We start from the raw sequence: 21,369 nt of genomic DNA, 5'->3' as shown, positions 1-21,369 counted from the left end.
TTTTGGATTGCAACTTGATTTATCCTGCGCTCTAAAACTTTGAATTTTCTCTAAACTTAAGCCATTTCACTTTTAGACGGTCAAGAGAGAATATTTTAATCTTGTTGGTAAGCTTGCCGGCTCTGTAGCGAATATTAGATGACAACCTCCATGCAGAAGATATAAGAATATTTTTTGAAAAAGCTGAAGATTTTGATGAAACTGGCACAATATTCTGCTCAAGAATATATTTTAATCTATTAGAAACATTTTGCTTATCAACAAATTTATTTATAAGATTATTTTCAAAAGGTGGCTCGGAAATCATTTGGCGGTATAAATCATCATCATTATCATACTTAATTATTGCCTCTATAAATTCCTCGTCGCTGTTATAATCATGATAATTTATAAAACTTTTCGGGTTGAAATCCTTAGCTACTAATGGATTTCCCCAATATATTGGTATGCTTCCACAAAGCAGCGGGTCGAGGATTTTTTCTGTTGTATATCCGGGATATGAGCTATTCTCGAAAGCAAAAGTAAATTTGAATTTTCGGATATACTCACGTTTTTCCTTTTCAAATCCACCAATAGGTCCACCGATATTATTTAGATACCTGCCTGCAGAATGAATTTTTTTATAATTTGAAAGCTTATCAAAAATTAGTTTTCGCTTTTCGGGACCCGGATTAGAATAAATGAAGTTACAAAATTCTGATTTTTCATTCAGGATTTTATAGGTTTCTTTTGGTTTTAAAAGCTCATTCATATCTGCAAAAAGTGCATAAAGCGGAAGTCGGTAATTGCGGTTGTCGTCTGAATAATCAAATGAAAAAGCCCAGTCGCAATGATTAAAATCTGGACGGCAGTTTTCACCTGTGAAATATATTCTAATACAATTATAATTTTGATATTCTATACCAAAATTTGAATAAAAGAGGAAATCAGGATTTTGGGCATCAATATCAACATCGAAATGGTCTTTCAATATATTGACAAAGTAATTATCATAAATATCAAAAGTAGCCCAAAAATCAGTAAAATATAATTTTACCTTTTTTTTCATTAAAATAATCCTGCATTGCCGTCACTTATCCGTATCATCAGTGAGCTCTGAGAGCTTCAGCACCGCCGACGATTTCGAGCATTTCGGTAGTAATAGAAGCCTGACGGGCTTTATTGTACTGTAATTCAAGCATAGAAATAAGCTCTTTTGCATTTCTAGTGGCGTTATCCATAGCAAATCGTCTTGCTGCCTGTTCAGCTGCATTGGATTCGAGAATTGACCGCCATATTTTGATATTTACAAGTTTTGGGAGTAAGTCATCTAATATAGCTTTTTTATCAGGCTCAAAAATATAATCAGCCGTCGTTTTTTCTTCTTTCTTTTGCTTACCAATTGTTATAGATTCACCTGAAACTATAGGCAGAATATTACGTAATCTTGGCTCTTGCTTCATGACAGTAATAAATTCATTTCCGAGGATCATAATTTTATCATATTTTGCTTCAATAAAATCAGATTCATAAGCATTTACAATTTCTTGTGCAATAGTAAAATTCAGCTCTGAGAAAATTCCCTGAAATTCCGCTGCTACGAAATAGTGCCTTTTTTTAAAGAATGACACAGCCTTTTTTCCAATTGCAATCACTTTTGTTTGCGAACTTGGATAATCCTTTGGGAACTGGTTATTAAGTAAATGGACTGCTTCTTTCAGCAAATTCGTATTGAAAGAGCCGCAAAGACCTCTATCGGATGTCACCACAATAAGGAGAATATTTTTTACATCATCAGATTGTCTGAGAAGAGGATTTGTATAATCACTTCCCAATGTGGAGGAAACATTTGATAGTATCATATCAAGTTTCTCGAAATAAGGGCGTGCTGATTCGATAGCATTTTGTGCACGTTTAAGTTTAGCTGTTGATACCATCTTCATCGCAGATGTAATCTTAGCAGTATTTTTTACGCCTTTAATTCTGTTTCTTATATCTCTTAAAGTAGCCATTTTAATTTTCCGAAGAACTAATAAACTAAATAATTTTTTGATAAATAGTTAGTAACGTAATCATTTACAGAGTCTTCAAGACTTGCAAAATTGAAATCCAAACCCAAAACTTTCAATTTTTTCATTTCTGCTTCAGTAAAATTCTGATACTGATTTGTCAAATTTTCAGGCATATTAATGTACTCAATGTTAGAATTTAGATTTAAAGCCATGAAAACAGCATTAGCCAAATCATTCCAAGACCTTGATTTGCCGGTGCCGAGATTCAAAATACCGCCCTGAATACCTTTAGTGTAAAGTTGCCAGATCACTTCACAGGCATCTTTTACATAAATAAAATCACGCATTTGGCTTCCATCAGAATATTCAGAAGTGTTGGATTTAAACAGTCTGACCATACCTATGGATTTAATCTGATTGTATGATTTATAAATCATACTCGCCATATCACCTTTGTGGTATTCATTCGGGCCAAAAACATTAAAGAATTTAAGACCTGTAAATATTTTATCGTAACCATTTTGAATAACCCACAAATCAAAGAGCTGCTTGGAGAAGCCATAGCCATTCAATGGTTTAAGCTCGTCATAAGTTTCATCACTGTAACCATTATCACCATTGCCATAAGTAGCAGCAGAACTTGCATAAATAAACTTAACACTATTTCTAAGGCAAAATTCCGCTAAATCAATTGAATACTGATAATTATTATCAATCAGATAGTCATTATCAGTTTCAGTAGTAGATGAACAAGCTCCAAAATGAAAAACAGCAGTAATCTGACCGTCGTATTTTCCATTTTTGAGATTTTCTCTAAAAACAACTTTATTTTCAAACCGCTCAAACTTTTTGCCTGTCAGATTTTTCCACTTTGTACCATTACCTAAACGGTCAACGACAAGGACATCTGAGATGCCCTTGTCGTTAAGAGTTTTTAGAAAACATGAGCCTATAAAACCGGCACCACCAGTCAGAACAATCATAATTAAGCTATTGATTTTTTGAAATTTGCAACAAAACTTGTTATTGCTTCTGTAAGCTTTGTATTGTTTTCTTTAGTAATTTCCTTTTTATCCTTAATATCATTAAGAACATCTGAATGTAAATTATCAAGAAATTCGAAATATTCTTTTTCAAATCTGTGAATGTCATCCAATGGAATTTCATCAAGAAAACCATTTGTAGCAGCATAAATAAGCACAATCTGTTTATCAACAGGTATTGGTGAAAACTGCTGTTGCTTAAGAATTTCAGTAAGTAAAGCACCGCGTTTCAGTTTAGCCTGTGTAGATTTATCCAAATCAGAGCCGAACTTTGAAAACGCTTCAAGCTCACGGAACATAGCAAGTTCGAGTTTAAGCGGACCGGCAATTTTCTTCATAGCTTTAATCTGTGCCGAGCCACCCACACGAGATACCGAAATACCAACGTTCAATGCCGGACGAACGCCAGCATTAAAGAGGTTTGGCTCAAGATATATCTGCCCGTCAGTAATAGAAATTACGTTTGTTGGGATGTATGCAGATACGTCACCGGCTTGTGTTTCGATAACAGGAAGTGCAGTCATTGAGCCGCCTCCCTTATCATCTGAATATTTAGCTGCTCTTTCGAGAAGTCTTGAGTGCAAATAGAAAATATCGCCGGGATAAGCTTCGCGTCCGGGCGGTCTTCTAAGCAATAGTGAAACCTGACGATATGCTGCAGCTTGCTTTGACAAGTCATCATATACAATTAATGAGTGCATACCGTTATCACGGAAATATTCTCCCATCGAGGCACCGCAATATGGAGCAATAAATTGAAGTGGCGCAGGGTCTGAAGCGTTAGCAGCAACAATTATTGTATAATCCATAGCTCCAAATTCTTCGAGATATGATACTACGTTAGCAACGGTTGAGCCTTTTTGTCCAACTGCTACGTAAATACAATAAACGGGATTAATCCCTCTTGCTTTTGCTTCTTCAGTATGAGTATATTTCTGATTGATAATTGTATCAAGAGCAACTACAGTCTTGCCTGTCTGTCTGTCACCAATTATAAGCTCTCGCTGACCGCGACCAATAGGAATCAAAGCATCAATTGCCTTGATACCGGTCTGAAGTGGTTCCTTTACCGGCTGACGGAAAATTACGCCGGGTGCTTTGCGCTCAATTGGTAAAAATTGTTGGGTATCAATAGCACCTTTTCCGTCAATCGGAATACCAAGCGGATTTACAACTCTGCCAAGCAATTCCTTGCCAACCGGAACTGATGCTACACGATTAGTTCTTCTAACAATATCGCCTTCTTTAACAAGGCTGTCATCTCCAAAAAGAATAACACCAACATTGTCTTCTTCAAGGTTCAAAACCATCCCGAAAACACCATTTTGAAACTCTACAAGTTCCGATGCCATTACTTTAGTCAAGCCATATACACGGGCAACACCGTCACCAATCTGTAGTACGGTTCCTACCTCATATATGTCAGCTTCATTCTCGAAGCCTGTAAGCTGGCGGCGAAGAATCGCTGATATTTCTTCCGGACGTACATCTGCCATTATTAACTACCTTATATAATTTTTGTTTTTTAATTATCTAAATAATTTAAATTAATTTACCTTCAATTAGCTGATTTCTTAGTTTTGCAAGTTGGTTCTGCACCGATGCATCATAAACCCAATCTTCAACTCTAATCATTATGCCACCTATGATACTTTCGTCAACCTTGAATGTCGGAATCACAGTTTTTTCAAGTCTGCGACTTAATTCAGTCAGTATTTTTGTTCTCAAGGTTTCGTCAACTTCTCTTGAAGTAACAATATCAGCTTTGATTATGTTCATCTTTGCCAGATAAAGCTTATCAAAAGAGGCTATTATATCCTTTAATAAAAACTCTCTTTCTTTATCAGCAATTAATTGAATGAAATTAAAGGACAGTTCACTAATCATATTACTGAACAATTCCTTAAATACATTTTTTTTCTTCCAGGTCTTGATTACCGGACTTTTTAGCATAGTCCGAAGCAGTTGGGATTGATTTAAAACCTTCCCAATGGCAATAAAATCATTATATACAGTATCAAGAGTACCTGCTGCCAGAGCTGTTTCGTAAACGGCTTTGGCATATCTAAGTGAAACGCGTTGCTCAGTCATGAATATACTTAGTTTTTATTTAACTGCGAAATATAATTTTCTACTAATTGAAAATCTTTATCTTTATCAAGTTTGTCGCTGAGAATTTTTTCAGTAGCAATAATCACCATATCAGCAACTTCAGTTCTTAATTGCTTAAGAGCCTGTTCTTTACTTCTTTCGATTTCTTTGAGAGCATCTTCAACTTTTGCCTTTTTAACTTTTTCAGCTTCTTCAGCGGCACGTCTTAATTGCATTTCAGACTGCTCGCGCCCCTTAATGAGCATTTCATTGATTTGTTGCTGAGCATTATCGAATTGTGCCTGACTTTGAGCAAAAAGCTCACGCGCAGATTTCTCTGCTTCTCTGGCGGCATCAATTGAATTCTGGATACTTTCTTCTCTCTGATTGATTGCCTTGACAATTGCTTTACCGCCAAACTTCACAACAAGAAAAAGAAATACACCAAAATTGATAATCGTCCAGAACATTAACCCATGAGGTATATTCAGAATCGAATCCATTTGCTTCCTAAATTATAATACTTGTTTAAAAATAAGGGACCGAATAGAACTAATAAATTACTGCGAAGATTTAGGACATATAAATATGTCCGTTCCGAAAAACTTTTTCAGTCCCCTTTATCCAAAAATTACTTAATAGCCAATAACAAGCAGATAACTGCGGCAAACATCGCTACACCTTCGATGAGGGCGGCTGCGATAATCATAGTTGTTCTAATATCGCCTGCAGCTTCCGGCTGACGGCCACTTGCTTCAAGAGCAGCTGATGCTAATCTGCCGATACCCATACCGGCTCCAAATACTGTAAAACCGGCACCTAAACCGGCGGCTAAGAATGCTAATGCAGTTGCGTCCATTATTAAATACTCCAATTAATACGAAAATAAAGTTAAAAATATCTGAATTATTAAATTGCAAAATCATTAATGTGCGTGTTCGTGGGCATGTTCATGGTCGCCATGCGAACCAATTGCAAGACCTACGAATATTGCTGTCAAAATCGTAAATAAATATGCCTGAATAAATGCAACCAAAAGCTCTAAAGCGTATATAAAGAGAGAGAAGGCTGTTATTGCAGGTGATAATGCTACGGAATTAAAGAAAAAGAGTACGCCGAGCAATGATAAAAGTATGACGTGCCCTGCGGTCATATTCGCAAAAAGACGAATCGTGAGTGCAAAAGGCTTAACTAAAAGACCAATAATTTCAATCGGCACCATTATAAATGCAAGCCACCATGGAGCTCCGCCAAGTAAATGATGAAACCATGCACCTACACCGGATACTCTCATAGCTGTAATATTTATAACTATGAATGCTGTTAGTGCAAGTGTTGCAGTTACTGCTATTGCTCCCGTAGGAGTGTGAGCGCCCGGAATCAATCCGACTAAGTTCATAGTTAGTATGAAAAAGAAAAGCGACAAAAAGTAAGGAAGAAGAAAGTCAGCCGCTTTCCTTGAAGGAATATTAGGTCGTACAATTTCATCGCGAACATATAATACCATTGTTTCAATAGCATTTTGAAAACCTTTAGGTGCTTTGCCTGGATTCTTCTTGTATTTGTTAGATACAATTTTGAATATAAAGGCACAGATAAAAATTGCAAACCACTGGAACAATACAAAATTTGTAATAGAAAAATCCATTGCAGGAGGCTGCCCTGTCGCAGATTTTACTATTTGCTTGTGCCCGTGATGCTCTGTAACGGTATATTTACCTGAAGCAACAGCTGCATTTGTATTAAGATAAACATCCAAGCCTTCATCATAGTAAATTTTGGGGAGATCGAAAACTTTGTAAGCACCAAAATAAAATGCATCATGATCGGATAATTTTCCAAGTAACTGCATAAAAATTTCACCACGGTCCCCACCGTCGGTGTGTGCTGAGTGGTCAGTGGCTGCCGGAGCCTGTAAGTCTGACTTGTCAATATTTTGGTAACCGTCTGCTTTCGCTATCAATTGACTTTCAATAGAGTCATTAGAAGCCATTTGCTTTCCTTGATAATTTTATTTCTTAGGTTGCTTAAAAATTAAATTGCTATAACGTTTGTTTAAGTATATTATTTCAAAAATCAGTACTGCAAAATATGAAAGAAAAAAAGTAAGTGATAAATATAATTCACTAAAATTCGCATATTTTAGCAATAAAAAGAACATTAAAAGCACTATCACAAATCTTATAATCATCATTGAATAAAAGCGCTTAACAAAATCCTGCCAATTTTTGTTAAAAATTCGCTTGATGTAAAATAATGAAAAAGCGAGATTTAACAAATTCATCAATAATGCCGTGAGTATCGAAGGAATTTCCAAATTATTTCTTCTTATTTACTTTCAATACTGTTCTAAAAAGGCTGTACATACCAATCACAAATCCTGCAAGTGTAAGTATTACTGTCCATGTAGGACTTGTATCAAGTCGCTTGTCAAGCAGATAATAACCGGCTAATGCGCCAAGTAAAATCGGAAGAAAAGTTTCTGTACCTATTGATAAATACTGAGCGCCTTCTCTGATTAAACTATGCCTTTTGTCATTATCTTTGTCTTTTTCCGGCATATTATTTTCTTTTTTCAAAAAACTGAATTACAAAAATAACTGTTTTTTAGTTTATAAACAAAAGTAATATGAAAAATAAACTGTTTATGTTGATTTGATTAACATTATTATGTTTATTTGCAGATATTCCTGAAAATCAAAAGAAGTATTAAACAAAGCTAAACTGGAAATAACTAAAAAACCATACTACAGTTCCAATTCATTTATCAAATAGTCGTTATTTCTTTATTATTTGCTAAAATATTCTTATTTTAACAGATTATTTTATTACAAAAACAGAAAATAAATTTTAATTGATAAATTTCGGAATTATTTATGGATAACAAAACCTTGCATAGAGTATTCGGTACTCTGTCATTCCTTTTAGCGGCAGTTGTTTATATAATGACAGTACAGCCCTCGGTTCCATTTTGGGATTGTGGTGAATTTACTTCAGCAGCAACCTGGCAGCAGGTGCCTCATCCTCCTGGCGCCCCGCTTTTCCTTATGATTGGTAAGGTGTTTCAGATTATTATACCGTTTGGAGATTTAGGTTGGAGGGTCAACCTTGCAGCTGCATTCTCGGGTGCATTCAGTGTCCTGTTTGCATATCTTATCACAGTGAAAGTCCTTGAAAACTTCAGAGGTTTGCCAAAAAATACGGGAGAGGCACTCAGCATTTATACTTCCGGATTTATTGCTGCTGCAGCACTTACTTTCAGCGATACAATGTGGTTCAATAGTGTTGAGTCAGAAGTTTATGCTACTTCGCTTACATTCGTAGCTCTGATTGTCTGGCTTATGATGAAATGGAATGAAAAAGCAGACCTGCCCGGTCACGAAAGATACCTTTTATTGATTGCTTATTTAATCGGTCTTTCAACAGGTGTTCATTTGCTTTCAATTTTGACTGTTTTTTCTATAGTTCTTGTAGTTTATTTTAGAAAATATGAATTTTCGTGGCGCTCATTTATTATTATGGGCATAATTGCAATATTTATATTCTTTTTCATATATCCTGTAGTAGTAAAATGGATACCTGCATTCCTGGCAGGACATACTGCTGATAGACATGCTATGACAAGAGAGTACGCAGTTGAGAATTCTTCCTTCCTTCAAATTATAGCAATTGGCTCTATATTGTTATCTGCCTTTGGCTTTTGGTACGGAATCCAAAAGAAGAGAAATATACTTAGTTTAGCAACAGGAGCATTTATTCTGGTTATTCTGGGTTATACAACTTATACTCAGATACTTCTTCGCTCAAATGCAAATCCACCAATGAATGAAAACGAGCCTAAGAATTTCTCCAAATTGGCTTCATATCTTGGTCGTGAACAATATGGAAATGCTCCGACCTGGCCCCGCAGATATCAAACAGAAGATTATTTTATACAAAATTATGTATCCAAAGATCAAAACGGAAATTATATATACGGTGAATGGTATCCGCCTACACGCACAGAAGTCCGCCGCAAGGATGGCACTTATGTCGGGGCTCAGGAATTCACCAAAATAAATTCATCGGGTGAGATAAATTACCTTATGAAATATCAGATAAATCACATGTATTTCAGATATTTCGGCTGGAATTTCATCGGAAGGACTAGCGATGTACAGGATGCAGGTGTTGCATGGTTTTCAGTTCCACCTGACAATGAAGTTCTGAATTACAAATCCGGCTATGCTGACCAGTTCCCTGTTCGATTTTTCGCATTGCCATTGCTTTTCGGTTTGTTTGGATTTGTATTTCATTTCTACCGTGACCCGAAAATGGCTCTTGCATATCTTGCTATGTTCCTTGTTATGGGTGTTCTGGCGGCAATTCAGCAGAATCAGCAGGACCCTCAGCCAAGAGAGCGTGATTATTTCTATGCCGGTTCTTTTATGGTTTGGGCGATTTGGATTGGACTTGGCTCATTTAGTCTTGTTGAATGGTTTGGTAAAAAGAAAATAAGTTCAGCCTTGGCAATGGGTGTATTTGCAGGCTCATTTTTACTTGTTCCGCTTAATATGGCAATCGGAGGCTGGAAAATTCACAGCCGTGCAGGAAATTATCTGCCATTTGACTACGCTTACAATATTTTGCAAAGCTGTGAAGAAAATGCTATCATTTTTACCAACGGAGATAATGATACATTCCCACTCTGGTGGATACAGGATGTTGCCGGTGTAAGACGTGATGTCAGAGTCGCTAACTTAAGTTTGGGTAATACTTTATGGTATGTTGACCAGCTTAAGAACCGCCAACCTTGGGGCGCTGAAAAGCTTCCACTTTCATTCTCTGATGATAGTCTTCAGAAATTTGACGAAAGTGACGAAAGGTCACTTACTTACGATTTCGGCGAAGCACAGAATGTTGTCATTCCGGTTAGAAGAGAAATCCTTGAAAAATACACTGATGACCCGCAAATTCTTGCTGATGGAAATATGAGATTTACTTTCACGGGAAAAGAATACACAAAACAAGAAAATAAACCGATTTATTTGATTAGAGTTCAGGATAAATTAGTTCTGGATATACTAAAACAAATTAGATTTGAAAGACCTGTTTATTTCTCAAATACAGTAGGTCCTGATGCCTATGCCGGACTTGAATCATTCTTCAGATATGAGGGTATGGCTATGAGAATTTGTCCTGTTCAGCAAATCGGTAATCGCGTCGAAGTCGTAGATGAAGAAATTATGGAAAAATGTCTGATGACAGATGTTGATAATACTGATTATTACAGCACTACTCCAAGATACGGCTTCAAATTCAGAAATCTGAATAATCCTGACGTTTACTATGATGAAGTTGGCAGAAGACTTATGAGTTCGTACAGAAGTTTATATATGATGTATGCAAATCACTTAATTCGAAATAAGCAGGATAAACAAAAAGCTGTCGAAGTGTTGGACAAAATGGGCGAGTATATTTCTTATTCACAATTCCCGCTGTCTTTTGACTGGGAATACCGAATTGCTCAACTCTATAATGAAGCCGGCGACAAAGAAAAAGCCCAATTATATGCTTCGATGGGTATCAAAACATGCGAGGAGTTAATAAGCAATAATAATATTGCTCCCGAATACGGCTATTACGAAGCTATCGGACGTAGAATCGGTCCTTATACAATTGCAGCCTACCTTTATGAAATCAAAGAAGATTACAAGGGCGCTATTGATGTCCTTGAAAAACTGAAAAATTACTCTTTGCAGATTCTTTCAATGACTCAAGCTAATACTCAGGAAGGTCAAGCTTTAAATACCAGATTGGGTGATATCGAAGGTTTGATTTTGGACTATAAAATCACTGAAACCGAGCTCAAAGACGGAAAAGAAGCTGCATTAAAGCAAGCTTTGGATTTTATGAAAGTTTACGAAAATTCTAATCTTCCTTACAAAGACCGAATTCTTAATGCTCTCAGAATGAGAATTACAGAGATGACTCAAGGTGATGTTGCTAATATTCCGACTGCATTTTTGGAAGAGTATATGTCGAATTAGATCTTCATTAACTTGAATTCTTACTTGTTTTTTTGATGTGTATCATTGATACAATTGTCAATTTGAGCGGGGCTGAAGATTTTAAAAATATTGCTTCGGCTTCGCTCTATATGACAAATTTTTATTAAAGCGTAATTATTACAATAATTAAAACAAAAAAAGTGATTTTCTTACTATCAAAAACTCAATATAATGAGTTATAACATATCATTAGTAATACCGGCTTATAACGAAGAACAAAGACTTGCAGATACATTGAAGAGCGTACTTCAATATGTATCAGAACAGAGCCTTGATGTTCAGATAATAGTAGTTGATGACGGCTCATCCGATAAAACTTCCGAAGTTGCAGGCAGCTTCAGCGAGGTTACTGTTATCACACTGCCAAAGAATATGGGCAAGGGTGCGGCTGTTAGGGCAGGAATGCTCGCCGCAAACTGTGATTACAGGTTTTTTTCCGATGCTGATTTATCCACTCCAATTTACGAACTGCCTAAACTTCTCAATCCTCTTTTGCGAGGAATTGATGTATGTGTCGGAAGCAGGGCTTTAAATTCAAAAATGATAAAAGTACATCAACCTTTCTATCGTGAATTTATGGGCAAAACCTTTAATAAAATTGTTCAGTTACTTGTTGTTAAAGGGATTAAAGACACTCAATGCGGATTCAAGGGTTTCAGTGCCCAAGCCGCAGAAAAGATATTTTCAAATACAAAAATTGACGGATTTAGTTTCGATGTCGAAGCGATTTATCTTGCAAAAAAATTCGGATTCAGTATTGAGGAAATCCCTGTAGAATGGTACAATGACGAGCGCAGCAAAGTTGACCCGATAAAAGATTCTATCAGGATGTTCAAAGAAATACTAAAAATTCGTAATCTGCACAAATAATGCATTACCCTTAGAAATTATTTTAAAATCGGCAAAATTTATTCTAATTTATATATAAATTCCACTATTCCTTAACAAATTTGGAACTCCTGATACGATGTATCAAAATAAAGAAGTTGCAAGAATTTTATCTCAAAATATACATTCGCATAGTTTTTGTTTTGTCAGTCTGAGCGGAGTCGAAGACTAAAGAGTACATTTCAACTTCGATCAATGTGACACAACTTCGCTCAGTGTGACACTTGGTTGTTGTTATGATATTTTTTGTCAGTCTGAGCGTAGTCGAAGACTAAAGAGTACATTTCGACTTCGCTCAATCTGACAAATCATGTCATTGAATATATTTTTCTTACATAAAAATTGCGAAATTAATTTTTACATCGAATTAGAATTTCTGAATTTATCAATGAAGTTTGGGAAAAATTTAACTTTACTCAACCCTCTTCATTTTTCTCAAGATATGTTACACTCACTCTTTAACAAATTTCGAATACCAGATTTTATCTCCTGAACTAAAGAGCAGAAAATATACTCCCGGAACTAATGCCGAAACATCGAGCTCCTCGCCGGAAAAAATGCCATATTTTACCTCCTGACCACCTGCAGTGTAAATACTGTAGTCCAACTTTTGGGGCAGAATATCAGGCGCCGATATATTTAATACATTTACGGCAGGATTTGGGAAGGTAGTAATATTTGTAACATAATGATTATCAACAATGTATGTGGAATTATCAGCCTTAAAACGAATAACTTTGTGGTCTGAATTAGTTGATAAACCAATAGCGTTATTTTTATCAATCAAAAATATTGGTGATATTCTTGGGTCGCGACTGTAATCGTATGTTGTATCTTCAATCCAGGATTTTCCGCCGTCGCTTGTGCGAAAAATATTAGTTATTGAAGCTGCTATCCCATTTAAAGAATCTGAAAAATGAATTCCGGAAATTGAGTTGTTATTCATTCCGGCTCTAAGCACCTCCTCCCATGTTCTACCACCATCACTCGTCCTTCTTATCAGTTTCCCTTCCCGTGCAATTTTTAAACCGTAATCGCCAAAAGCAAAACCTAAATTCTCATCATAAAAATAGAAATTTCCAGACGGAGGGTTTTTGGGACCCTTATAAGGTTCTTCCCAAGTTTCTCCGTAGTCTGTGGATTTATGAAAATAGTAAACAGAGTCAACCTTATTGTCAACTTCAATTGAGTATATTATACCTTTGCCCAAAGTATATAGATAACTTGTTGCAACAATATTATTAACAGGTTTAGGTTCTGATATAAGTTTCCAATTCAATCCACCATCTTCAGTTTTCAAAACAATAGTTGAATCACTATAATTACTTTGAAATATGATGCCATTTTTATTATCCCAAAAATCAACTAAATAAATTCTGTTTCTATTTTCTATAAAGTGTTGATTCCAGGTTCTCCCATTATCAGTTGAACGCCAGTATGACCCTGAATCGCAAACCGCGATTGCAAGGTTAGTATCCGGAACTGCAAAATCATTAATTTTGAATGCCCAGGAGGCATCAACTGTTTCTCTAAGAGTTATTTGCCAGGTTTTTCCGCTATCATGACTTGTTATTATATGGGGGGCTTCCCAATTTATATTGGCAAATGCAATTATGTCTTTTTTATTAGGGCTGTCTAAGCCTAAAAAGTAGCATGAAGTTCCATAATTGCCTACTCTTATATCAAGTTTGAAAACTATCTCCCACTTTCCCGGAACTATTTGACTATAACCGATATTAACTGAGATTAAGATCAATAATATTATTAAATTTTTCATTTCATTTATCCTATTAATAAGGACTGTCTCATCCGTAAAAATAATAAATAACCAATAAGACAGCCCAGATTGAAAAAATTATTCTGACGGTTCGCAAACAAAAATGCAAGGATAAGGGTAAAAATGACATCCTTGTGAAGTAGAAGTAGAACTTAATAATTCGGGAGGAAGTAAGTCACCTTCAATATTTCTACACAGCTTGTAACGATGAACACAACAATTGTCATCACCACATTTAAGAAGAATCCTCTTTGGAGGTAAATCAATTGATGGATCGCCATCCTGATAATGTTCATGCCAACAGGCTGATTGGATTACCCTGTAATATTCATCACATTCATTTGGACCTGGTGATTGAGAAAATTCATTATTAATAAGGTGGTCCATCACGGTAGAATGGATGTATTGGTCGGGCATCTGACAATGATAGCATGGATCCATATATGAATCATAAAATTCTATTCTATCCAAGTAAATATCATTAAAAGATTCTGATTCAAATTCCGGGCATGGAGAAGTAGTCCGTGTTCTAAATGCCACTGTAACAGTACAGCTAGGACATCCGGGAATTTCAATTTTTTTTGTTTTTTCTGCACTCCAGAAACCTGTATTGCAAGGTGGATTACATAAAAATATCGCTTCTTCCATCATTACATTATCACATGTATGTTTGCAGCTACTTGGGCAACTAATTTGGTTAGGAGTATTATCATAAACTAGTATTTGTGGGTTTAGATTCCCCGGAAGCAAACTATCTACACTTTGTACAACTCCGTTCTCAATATCAATTTGTTTGCTATATCTGCAACAATATACACTAGAATTGCAGGAATTAGGAATTCCATTTGTATATTCAATATCACCATTCCCATTCTTTTGAAAACAACCTCCTGAAGTAATATACATATCCATTGTTGATGAACCATTGATTATTATTCCATACGGGTGTGTTTCATAACTAAAAAAACCGTATGGCTTTGATTTATAGAGCCATTCATGAAACTTATGTATAATTTCCCCTTTAGTTCTTAATTTGCAGTCTTCACCTTCGTAGATTATTGCGGTTATGTTACTTAAAAATTGGGTCGTCTGTTCGCCATGTAATACAGCTTCGTAATACACAATAGTATAACAACACTTTTCATAACCATCATCAACACCCCAATTGTACAAATCGTCAGTACATATACGCTTTTCTTTTTTTTCTCCCCAATCTACAGGAGTACTGGCGTAATTAATATTGACACACGGCTCAGGTGTTTCGATAATGACAGGTTGGGCATAGGTCATACTAACATCAAAGATACTAAAGCAGAAAAACAGCGTTATTATGACGCATTGGGGGGGCAAAACTACTTGCGATATTAAGTATATTAATTCTATTCATAAAATCCTCCAAAAAATATAAATGTTAAATATTTTAATATGCAATTTAACACATTAATTTATAACAACCAAATAATTATATATTTTTTACACATAAATTTATCCATTTGCATAATCAATGACTTTAGATAAACAAAGAGTAATATATAATTTAAAAATCTTAAATTTTTCACAATATTAATATATAGATGTTGTCTAATATAAATATTCCAAATACAAAGCAAATTTAGGATGAGAGCATTAAAATATATACTGATTTTCTTCTGTATGAGCATTATTGCCGAAAGCAATACCGTTACTGTCATTACAATAAATAGCGGCATCGGTCCTGCAACTGCAATGTACATACGCAATGGCTTGGATGAAGCAATAGACATCAAAAGCAATGCCCTTATCATCAAACTCAATACTCCCGGCGGACTTCTTGAGTCAACCCGTGATATAGCAAGCTACTTACTTGATTCCGAAATTCCCGTGATTGTATATGTCGCTCCCGGTGGTGCCAGAGCAGGCTCTGCCGGTGTATTCATTACCCTTGCAGGTCATATTGCCGTGATGGCTCCCGGAACAAATATTGGTGCGGCACATCCGGTAGGACTTGGCGGTACAAGTGACAGTACGGTAATGGGTCAAAAAGTGGAAAATGACGCTGCAGCTTTTGTGCGGACTATTGCTCAGAAGCGAAATAAAAATGCTGATTGGGCTGAGCGTGCCGTAAGAGAAAGTATCTCATCCACTGAAAACGAAGCTTTTGAAGAAGGCGTAATTGATTATATTGCTAAAGATATAAATGATTTAGTTCGGCTTTGCGATTCACATCCGATAAATATTGACGATAAGGAATTTTTACTGGACATCAAAGATGCTGAAATAATTTACCGCGATATGAACTGGAAAGAATCGCTGCTTGCATTTATCAGCAATCCCAATATAGCGTACATTTTGATTCTTGTTGGAGTTTACGGTTTATTCTTTGAAATAAAAAGCCCGGGAACGATAGTGCCCGGAACTGTTGGCGGTATATCTATACTTCTTGCGGCCTATTCTCTGCAAATGATGCCGATAAATTATGTCGGGCTCGCACTTATGGTGCTTGGAATTGTATTATTCATAATAGAAATATTTGTTACAAGTTATGGCGTTTTGACAATCGGAGGCATTATTTCCTTTACGATTGGTTCAATTATGCTTATTGACTCACCTTTTGAATTTATGAGAATATCTATGGGACTTATTATTACAGCGGTCGTTATAACTACTGCACTCTTTGCAGTAATTGTTATCTTTGCGGTAAAAGCACAAAAGGAAAGAAAAGTTACAGGCGAACATACAATTATTGGTGATGTCGGAGTAGCAAAAACCCTGATAGAACCCGGACTAAGAGGTAAAGTTCTGATTCAGGGAGAGCTGTGGCAGGCAATATCGGAGGATACAATACAGGTCAACGAAAAAGTGACAGCAATAGCTGTTAAATCAATGACGATTACTGTAAAAAAAGCCTGATAACCGAAAATTTTGAAACTTTATAATCGCAAATGAATCTTATGACTTGCCAAAAAAGTTTTAGTAATTTGGATTCGATGTTTTGTTTATAAAGACCATAATTTATTTGTATTATCCTAATTCATAAGTTGTAATGCCATAAATGCTGTTGATGTCAATTTCAGGTTTGCTACCATAATACATTCTTGCACACTCAAAGACGTAAGTGGCGTTGTACTTTTTAACTAATTCAACCGCTGCAGGATTTATAACCGGTATATCCAAATATACAGGCAGATTCGGCGCTGAATTCAAACAGGCTTTGTAAAGCTCATCAGCTATGAATGAATCATCTGCAAAAAGCGGACAAATCTTAAAGCCCTTTTTTACCCGACGAGTAATGGCAAAACCACGTAATTGACCATCATCTATGAACATAAAGCGTTTGCTTTCGTTAAGATTGATCCATCTGTTCATGAACTTTCTGCGTTCATATCCGAAGCATTTTTTGTCATACTCGAGAATTATTTCTAAATCATCTGCAGAAAATTCTATAATTCGATTGTCATAATTGTAACCTCCACCAATTCTTTCGAATCTTTCATCCCGAAAAGCAAGTTCAAACCCGCCTTTTGCATAGAATGGCTGCATTGCAACAACTCCATCCATACCTATGGTTGCTCCCGGCTTGAGTCTGCTAATAAGCATATTGCGCCTTTCATACCATAGCTTTCTGCCAATACCCTTAGAGCGATATTCCGGTTTGACTATAAAAAAACCCATAAAACCAAAATCGTCATTATAAGAAACAATCGAGCCACCGGCAATCATTTCATTATCAAAGAAATAACCTACGAATCCTTCAGGGTCTGTCTCATAAAATGCTTCCGCATCTTCATCTGATGGATTCCAACCCTCTAACTCAGCCCAGTAAACAAGTCTTCGGACTTCAGATAAATTTAATTTTCTGATTTTTAGATTTTCTAATATATCATCCATTTCGTCATACCTTAATTGCAGTGCAGGATACATATTTCATTTTCTTTTCCGATATTTTCCCAGATCTGCTTTCGTACCGTACCGCTTCCAAATACTTTGGATTTAACGGATTGGGAATTAAGAAGTGAAAGTGCATATCTCAATGGTAGCCCTATCAAGTCAGGTTTTGCTTTAGCAGAGTCACTTGCGACTATTTCAGCATCAAAAAGCACGTCAATAGCCTGTTCTTTAGTTAATTTGCTGCCATATTGTGGATTCTGAGATGCAATTTTATTGCCTTTTGTATCGTTCATAGTCAACTTAAAACCAGTGAGTGTTGCAATTTTAAGGGCTTCTTCCTTAGATTTTCCGACTAAATTCGGAACAGTGAACTCATCAGGCAACTCAACTTCAAGAGTATCAATCTTTGCAAATTCGAGAAGGTTACCGCTTTTAATTTCATCTGAAACAGAAGCCCATCTGAGAGCGATATTCTTAAATATCGGACCTGAAACTGCTCCCCCGTAAATTGAAGAACGAGGCTTATCGAGGATGACAATCATCGCAACTTTCGGGTTTTCGGCAGGGAAAAATCCTGCAAATGATGCTGTATAATTTGATTTGGAATATGAACCATTTTCAATTTGCTGAGCTGTACCAGTTTTTCCGCATACCTGAAGATTATCCACTCGTACACCTTTTCCTGTTCCTTTGTTAACAACTCCTTTGAGCATTTCATTAAGTCTTAAGGCAGTATTTTCTGAAATAACTCGTCTGATTATTTCGGGATTAGCTTTATAAACACTATTGCCGGAAAGGTCGTTTATTGATTTAATCAAATAGGGCTTCATCATTTGCCCCTTGTTGGCTATTGTAGCGTAAGAGTTTGTTATCTGAAGCGGAGTAGCAGATAATCCATAGCCAAATCCCATATATCTTTTAGATGCGGCATTATATTCTTCAGGTTTTGCAAGTTTGCCGGGTGCTTCACCGGGGAAATCTATACCTGATTTTATTCCATAACCGAAATCTCGTATATATTTGTAAAAAGTATTATCAGGAATCATATTGGCGACATTCGACATTATAATATTACTTGAATGCTGCATAGCTTCCTGAAATGTAACAGTCCCAACTCCGTGAACATCCCTTATAACGAAGCTCCTGAATTGCATAGCTCCGCCATAACCATTGAACTTGTCTTCTTCATGAACAAGATTCTCCTCCAAAGCTGCCGCAGCAGTTATAATTTTGAATGTAGAGCCGGGTTCGTAAGTGTCCGTAATTGCACGCATCCTCATACTTCCGATATTATTGCTTTGGGGATTATGCGGGTCATAAGTCGGATATGTTGCCATTGCCAGTATTTCGCCGGTTGATGGCTCAATAGCAATTACAGTTCCTGCTTCAGCATCAGCTTTTTGAACACCTTTCATTAGCTCATATTCAACAATTCTTTGAAATTCAATATCAATAGTAAGTTGAAGTGAATATCCGTCAATCGGCAGATAAACAGGAAGATCCGCCGCAGGTCGAAGCCTTTGACGACCGTCACGATACATCAACATATAGCCGTTTGTACCTTTCAAAAGACTATCATGAAGAAGTTCGACACCTGACAGACCATTATTATCAATATCAGTAAAGCCGACAACCTGAGAGCACACAAGTCCATAGTGATATATCCTGCGCGGCTCTTTAATTAGTATCACTCCTTTTTCGTTCATTTCCTCGACACGTTTCAACTTTTCCGGAAACAAACCTCTCGCCAGCCATACAAATGAACCTTTAGCAGAATTGATTTTATTAATTGTCTTCTCTCGCGGAATGTTCACATCCTCAAAAAGTATATCGGCAAGCTTACCTTTATTTTTCAGTAAATTAGGATCAACTGCAATTGAAACTGATTCGAGATTTGAAGCAATCAGCCTTCCGTATCTGTCAAAAATTTTACCACGCTGTGCAGACAAGTTGATTTTGGACTCATGCTGGCGCTTTGCCATTTGTTTGTACTTATCTGCATGAATTATCTGAACATTAATCATTCTGTAAATTACTGCAAACAAACCTATATTGAGTAATAGCATTACAAGCCAGAATTTCCAGAATTTCTTCTTGCGGATTTCCTCTAAATCAATATTTGTATTATTATCATTATCCATAATTTTTTTGATGGCTCGGTGTTATTTCAATATATCAGGAGCTTTTTGCGATTGCTCCATATTTAATTGTTCTTCTGCCAGATGTATGATTCTATCGGCAGACTGCAATTTGACAATTTCGTATAAATATCTTTCATTCAAATTTTCAAGACGTCCGGATTCCTTCTCAAGTTGCCTGATGTCTGACAGCAAGGAATTAATATTACGAACATTTGTAACCAATAGTAAAACCCACAATGAAGCAACAAAAATAACAATAAATATAATCCACCTGTATATCCGAACAAACTCAATTAAAAGCTCGGATAGCTCAAGCGAAATAATAAATTGTCTGATTTTGTTTAAAATACTCAAATGAAACCTCTTTAGCTATTCAAAATTAAGAAATTATTGGCATTAAATAAAGTTTTTTTTACTTTTTCTTTATTTTAATTCTATTTTTTGATATTTTTTTATTAATTTTACTATATCCGAAATTATAATTTTTAATATTATAATTTAATTTATAGTTTGTGTAACATTACAATAAGGTATTCTTAATGAAACTGCTTTTACGAATTCTAATATATGCTGCGATTCTTATCGCCTTATTAATTATAGCATTTCTCGGCTATTTTTCACTCGCTCTACCCTCGGTAGGTGAGCCTGAGGATATCACAATCGAGATTACTCCGGCACGGCTTGAAAGAGGTGAATATTTGTTCCACCATGTTACAATGTGCGGCGACTGCCACACTACAAGGGACTGGACAACATTTTCAGCTCCACCAAAGATTGAAATGCTTGCAAGTGGTAATTTCGATGAGTTTGTCGAAGAAATGGGATTCCCCGGCAATTATTATGCGTCTAATCTTACACCCGCTAACCTTGCTGAATGGACAGACGGAGAAATTCTCAGAGCGATTACAACCGGTGTTAATAAAGATGGAAGAGCATTATTTCCGGTTATGCCCTATCTTAATTATGGTAAAATGGATAGAGAAGATATTTACTCGATTATTGCATATATGCGTACATTAAAACCAATCGAAAGTGAAACTCCTGAATCAGTGCCAAAATTTCCGCTTAATTTTATTATTAAAACAATTCCAAAGCCTGCTGAATTTTCGAAAATTCCGGACAAATCCAACTCTGTCGAATACGGCAGATATATGACGATGGCTTCTGCATGCGGTGATTGCCATACTCCTGCAGAAAAGGGAGAACCTATACCGGGGATGGATTTTGCGGGTGGATTTAAGTTTATTGTTCCGACTGGTGGCGAGGTAAATTCTGCCAATATTACTCCGGATAAATCAACAGGTATTGGGAGCTGGACTAAAGAACAGTTTATTTTAAGGTTTAAACTTTATGCTGACAGTAATTATGTACCACATAAAGTAGCTGAAAATCAGTTTAATACATGGATGCCCTGGACGGCATACTCAAAAATGGATGAAGAAGATTTGGGTGCTATATATGACTATTTGATGAGTCTTGAACCTGTAAGAAATAGTGTAGTCAAATTCGAAATTAAGTAGG

The 21,369-nt window shown here is 36.1% G+C and carries 18 protein-coding genes; 4 read left to right on the top strand and 14 right to left on the bottom strand.

Going from position 1 to position 21,369, the window contains the following annotated elements; all coding sequences use genetic code 11:
* Positions 1-31: 31 nt before the first annotated feature.
* From KF896_08940 to KF896_08900, 9 genes are all read right to left on the bottom strand, one after another.
* Complete coding sequence (locus KF896_08940; protein MBX3043830.1) at positions 32-1,048, bottom strand: glycosyltransferase; 1,017 nt, start codon at positions 1,046-1,048, stop codon at positions 32-34.
* Positions 1,049-1,085: 37 nt separating this feature from the next.
* Complete coding sequence (atpG, locus tag KF896_08935) at positions 1,086-1,991, bottom strand: ATP synthase F1 subunit gamma (GenBank protein ID MBX3043829.1); 906 nt, start codon at positions 1,989-1,991, stop codon at positions 1,086-1,088.
* Between the two features lie 17 nt (positions 1,992-2,008).
* Complete coding sequence (gene rfaD / locus KF896_08930; GenBank protein ID MBX3043828.1) at positions 2,009-2,974, bottom strand: ADP-glyceromanno-heptose 6-epimerase; 966 nt, start codon at positions 2,972-2,974, stop codon at positions 2,009-2,011.
* Positions 2,975-2,976: 2 nt separating this feature from the next.
* A complete protein-coding gene (gene atpA / locus KF896_08925; GenBank protein ID MBX3043827.1) occupies positions 2,977-4,533 on the bottom strand; it encodes a F0F1 ATP synthase subunit alpha in 1,557 nt (518 codons plus the stop codon).
* A 43-nt stretch (positions 4,534-4,576) separates the two neighbouring features.
* Positions 4,577-5,125 carry an ATP synthase F1 subunit delta gene (gene atpH / locus KF896_08920; protein ID MBX3043826.1) on the bottom strand — a complete coding sequence of 183 codons (549 nt, stop codon included), beginning with the start codon at positions 5,123-5,125 and terminating at the stop codon, positions 4,577-4,579.
* A gap of 8 nt (positions 5,126-5,133) precedes the next feature.
* Positions 5,134-5,628: a F0F1 ATP synthase subunit B gene (gene atpF / locus KF896_08915; protein MBX3043825.1), complete on the bottom strand. Its 495-nt coding sequence runs from the start codon at positions 5,626-5,628 to the stop codon at positions 5,134-5,136.
* Between the two features lie 128 nt (positions 5,629-5,756).
* The gene (atpE, locus tag KF896_08910; GenBank protein ID MBX3043824.1) at positions 5,757-5,984 is read right to left on the bottom strand and encodes an ATP synthase F0 subunit C; all 228 of its coding nucleotides are present in this window, start codon (positions 5,982-5,984) and stop codon (positions 5,757-5,759) included.
* 66 nt (positions 5,985-6,050) lie between these two features.
* Positions 6,051-7,118: a F0F1 ATP synthase subunit A gene (atpB, locus tag KF896_08905; GenBank protein ID MBX3043823.1), complete on the bottom strand. Its 1,068-nt coding sequence runs from the start codon at positions 7,116-7,118 to the stop codon at positions 6,051-6,053.
* A gap of 325 nt (positions 7,119-7,443) precedes the next feature.
* Positions 7,444-7,686 (bottom strand): AtpZ/AtpI family protein, encoded by a 243-nt coding sequence (locus KF896_08900; GenBank protein ID MBX3043822.1) that lies wholly within the window; start codon positions 7,684-7,686, stop codon positions 7,444-7,446.
* Between the two features lie 315 nt (positions 7,687-8,001).
* Between KF896_08900 and KF896_08895 the strand changes: the two genes are divergently transcribed.
* Together KF896_08895 and KF896_08890 are read left to right on the top strand one after the other, a co-directional pair.
* The gene (locus tag KF896_08895; protein MBX3043821.1) at positions 8,002-11,154 is read left to right on the top strand and encodes a DUF2723 domain-containing protein; all 3,153 of its coding nucleotides are present in this window, start codon (positions 8,002-8,004) and stop codon (positions 11,152-11,154) included.
* A gap of 192 nt (positions 11,155-11,346) precedes the next feature.
* The gene (locus tag KF896_08890; protein MBX3043820.1) at positions 11,347-12,045 is read left to right on the top strand and encodes a glycosyltransferase family 2 protein; all 699 of its coding nucleotides are present in this window, start codon (positions 11,347-11,349) and stop codon (positions 12,043-12,045) included.
* Between the two features lie 469 nt (positions 12,046-12,514).
* Here the strand turns inward: KF896_08890 and KF896_08885 are convergent, their stop codons facing one another.
* Both KF896_08885 and KF896_08880 read right to left on the bottom strand, forming a co-directional pair.
* Positions 12,515-13,840, bottom strand: a complete 1,326-nt coding sequence (locus KF896_08885; GenBank protein MBX3043819.1) for a T9SS type A sorting domain-containing protein — start codon at positions 13,838-13,840, stop codon at positions 12,515-12,517.
* Between the two features lie 78 nt (positions 13,841-13,918).
* On the bottom strand, positions 13,919-15,130 hold the full coding sequence (locus KF896_08880; GenBank protein MBX3043818.1) for a hypothetical protein: 1,212 nt from the start codon (positions 15,128-15,130) through the stop codon (positions 13,919-13,921).
* Between the two features lie 327 nt (positions 15,131-15,457).
* Here KF896_08880 and KF896_08875 point away from each other — a divergent pair, with 327 nt between their 5' ends.
* Entirely contained in the window at positions 15,458-16,729 is a 1,272-nt protein-coding gene (locus KF896_08875) for a nodulation protein NfeD (protein ID MBX3043817.1), read from the top strand.
* 111 nt (positions 16,730-16,840) lie between these two features.
* Here KF896_08875 and KF896_08870 read toward each other — a convergent pair whose 3' ends face one another.
* From KF896_08870 to KF896_08860, 3 genes are read right to left on the bottom strand one after another with little or no spacing between them, the layout of a single operon-like run.
* Positions 16,841-17,707, bottom strand: a complete 867-nt coding sequence (locus tag KF896_08870; protein MBX3043816.1) for a GNAT family N-acetyltransferase — start codon at positions 17,705-17,707, stop codon at positions 16,841-16,843.
* Positions 17,708-17,718: 11 nt separating this feature from the next.
* Complete coding sequence (locus tag KF896_08865) at positions 17,719-19,848, bottom strand: PASTA domain-containing protein (protein ID MBX3043815.1); 2,130 nt, start codon at positions 19,846-19,848, stop codon at positions 17,719-17,721.
* Positions 19,849-19,869: 21 nt separating this feature from the next.
* A complete protein-coding gene (locus KF896_08860; GenBank protein ID MBX3043814.1) occupies positions 19,870-20,202 on the bottom strand; it encodes a cell division protein FtsL in 333 nt (110 codons plus the stop codon).
* 185 nt (positions 20,203-20,387) lie between these two features.
* On the opposite strand from KF896_08860, the gene KF896_08855 reads away from it, so the two are divergent.
* On the top strand, positions 20,388-21,368 hold the full coding sequence (locus KF896_08855; protein ID MBX3043813.1) for a c-type cytochrome: 981 nt from the start codon (positions 20,388-20,390) through the stop codon (positions 21,366-21,368).
* The last annotated feature ends 1 nt before the right edge of the window (position 21,369 follow it).

The organism is Ignavibacteriota bacterium (assembly GCA_019637995.1).
GTDB lineage: Bacteria > Bacteroidota > Ignavibacteria > Kapaibacteriales > UBA2268 > JANJTB01.
Note: the sequence above shows the minus strand (reverse complement) of the source record. Positions and strands in the feature narration are given on the sequence as shown.

What these genes read in the sequence shown, in the direction of transcription:
- KF896_08940 (MBX3043830.1), bottom strand. Translation starts at nt 1,048, where the DNA reads ATGAAAAAAAAGGTAAAATTATATTTTACTGATTTTTGGGCTACTTTT.
- atpG (MBX3043829.1), bottom strand. Translation starts at nt 1,991, where the DNA reads ATGGCTACTTTAAGAGATATAAGAAACAGAATTAAAGGCGTAAAAAAT.
- rfaD (MBX3043828.1), bottom strand. Translation starts at nt 2,974, where the DNA reads ATGATTGTTCTGACTGGTGGTGCCGGTTTTATAGGCTCATGTTTTCTA.
- atpH (MBX3043826.1), bottom strand. Translation starts at nt 5,125, where the DNA reads ATGACTGAGCAACGCGTTTCACTTAGATATGCCAAAGCCGTTTACGAA.
- atpF (MBX3043825.1), bottom strand. Translation starts at nt 5,628, where the DNA reads ATGGATTCGATTCTGAATATACCTCATGGGTTAATGTTCTGGACGATT.
- atpE (MBX3043824.1), bottom strand. Translation starts at nt 5,984, where the DNA reads ATGGACGCAACTGCATTAGCATTCTTAGCCGCCGGTTTAGGTGCCGGT.
- atpB (MBX3043823.1), bottom strand. Translation starts at nt 7,118, where the DNA reads ATGGCTTCTAATGACTCTATTGAAAGTCAATTGATAGCGAAAGCAGAC.
- KF896_08900 (MBX3043822.1), bottom strand. Translation starts at nt 7,686, where the DNA reads ATGCCGGAAAAAGACAAAGATAATGACAAAAGGCATAGTTTAATCAGA.
- KF896_08895 (MBX3043821.1), top strand. Translation starts at nt 8,002, where the DNA reads ATGGATAACAAAACCTTGCATAGAGTATTCGGTACTCTGTCATTCCTT.
- KF896_08890 (MBX3043820.1), top strand. Translation starts at nt 11,347, where the DNA reads ATGAGTTATAACATATCATTAGTAATACCGGCTTATAACGAAGAACAA.
- KF896_08885 (MBX3043819.1), bottom strand. Translation starts at nt 13,840, where the DNA reads ATGAAAAATTTAATAATATTATTGATCTTAATCTCAGTTAATATCGGT.
- KF896_08880 (MBX3043818.1), bottom strand. Translation starts at nt 15,130, where the DNA reads ATGACCTATGCCCAACCTGTCATTATCGAAACACCTGAGCCGTGTGTC.
- KF896_08875 (MBX3043817.1), top strand. Translation starts at nt 15,458, where the DNA reads ATGAGAGCATTAAAATATATACTGATTTTCTTCTGTATGAGCATTATT.
- KF896_08870 (MBX3043816.1), bottom strand. Translation starts at nt 17,707, where the DNA reads ATGGATGATATATTAGAAAATCTAAAAATCAGAAAATTAAATTTATCT.
- KF896_08865 (MBX3043815.1), bottom strand. Translation starts at nt 19,848, where the DNA reads ATGGATAATGATAATAATACAAATATTGATTTAGAGGAAATCCGCAAG.
- KF896_08855 (MBX3043813.1), top strand. Translation starts at nt 20,388, where the DNA reads ATGAAACTGCTTTTACGAATTCTAATATATGCTGCGATTCTTATCGCC.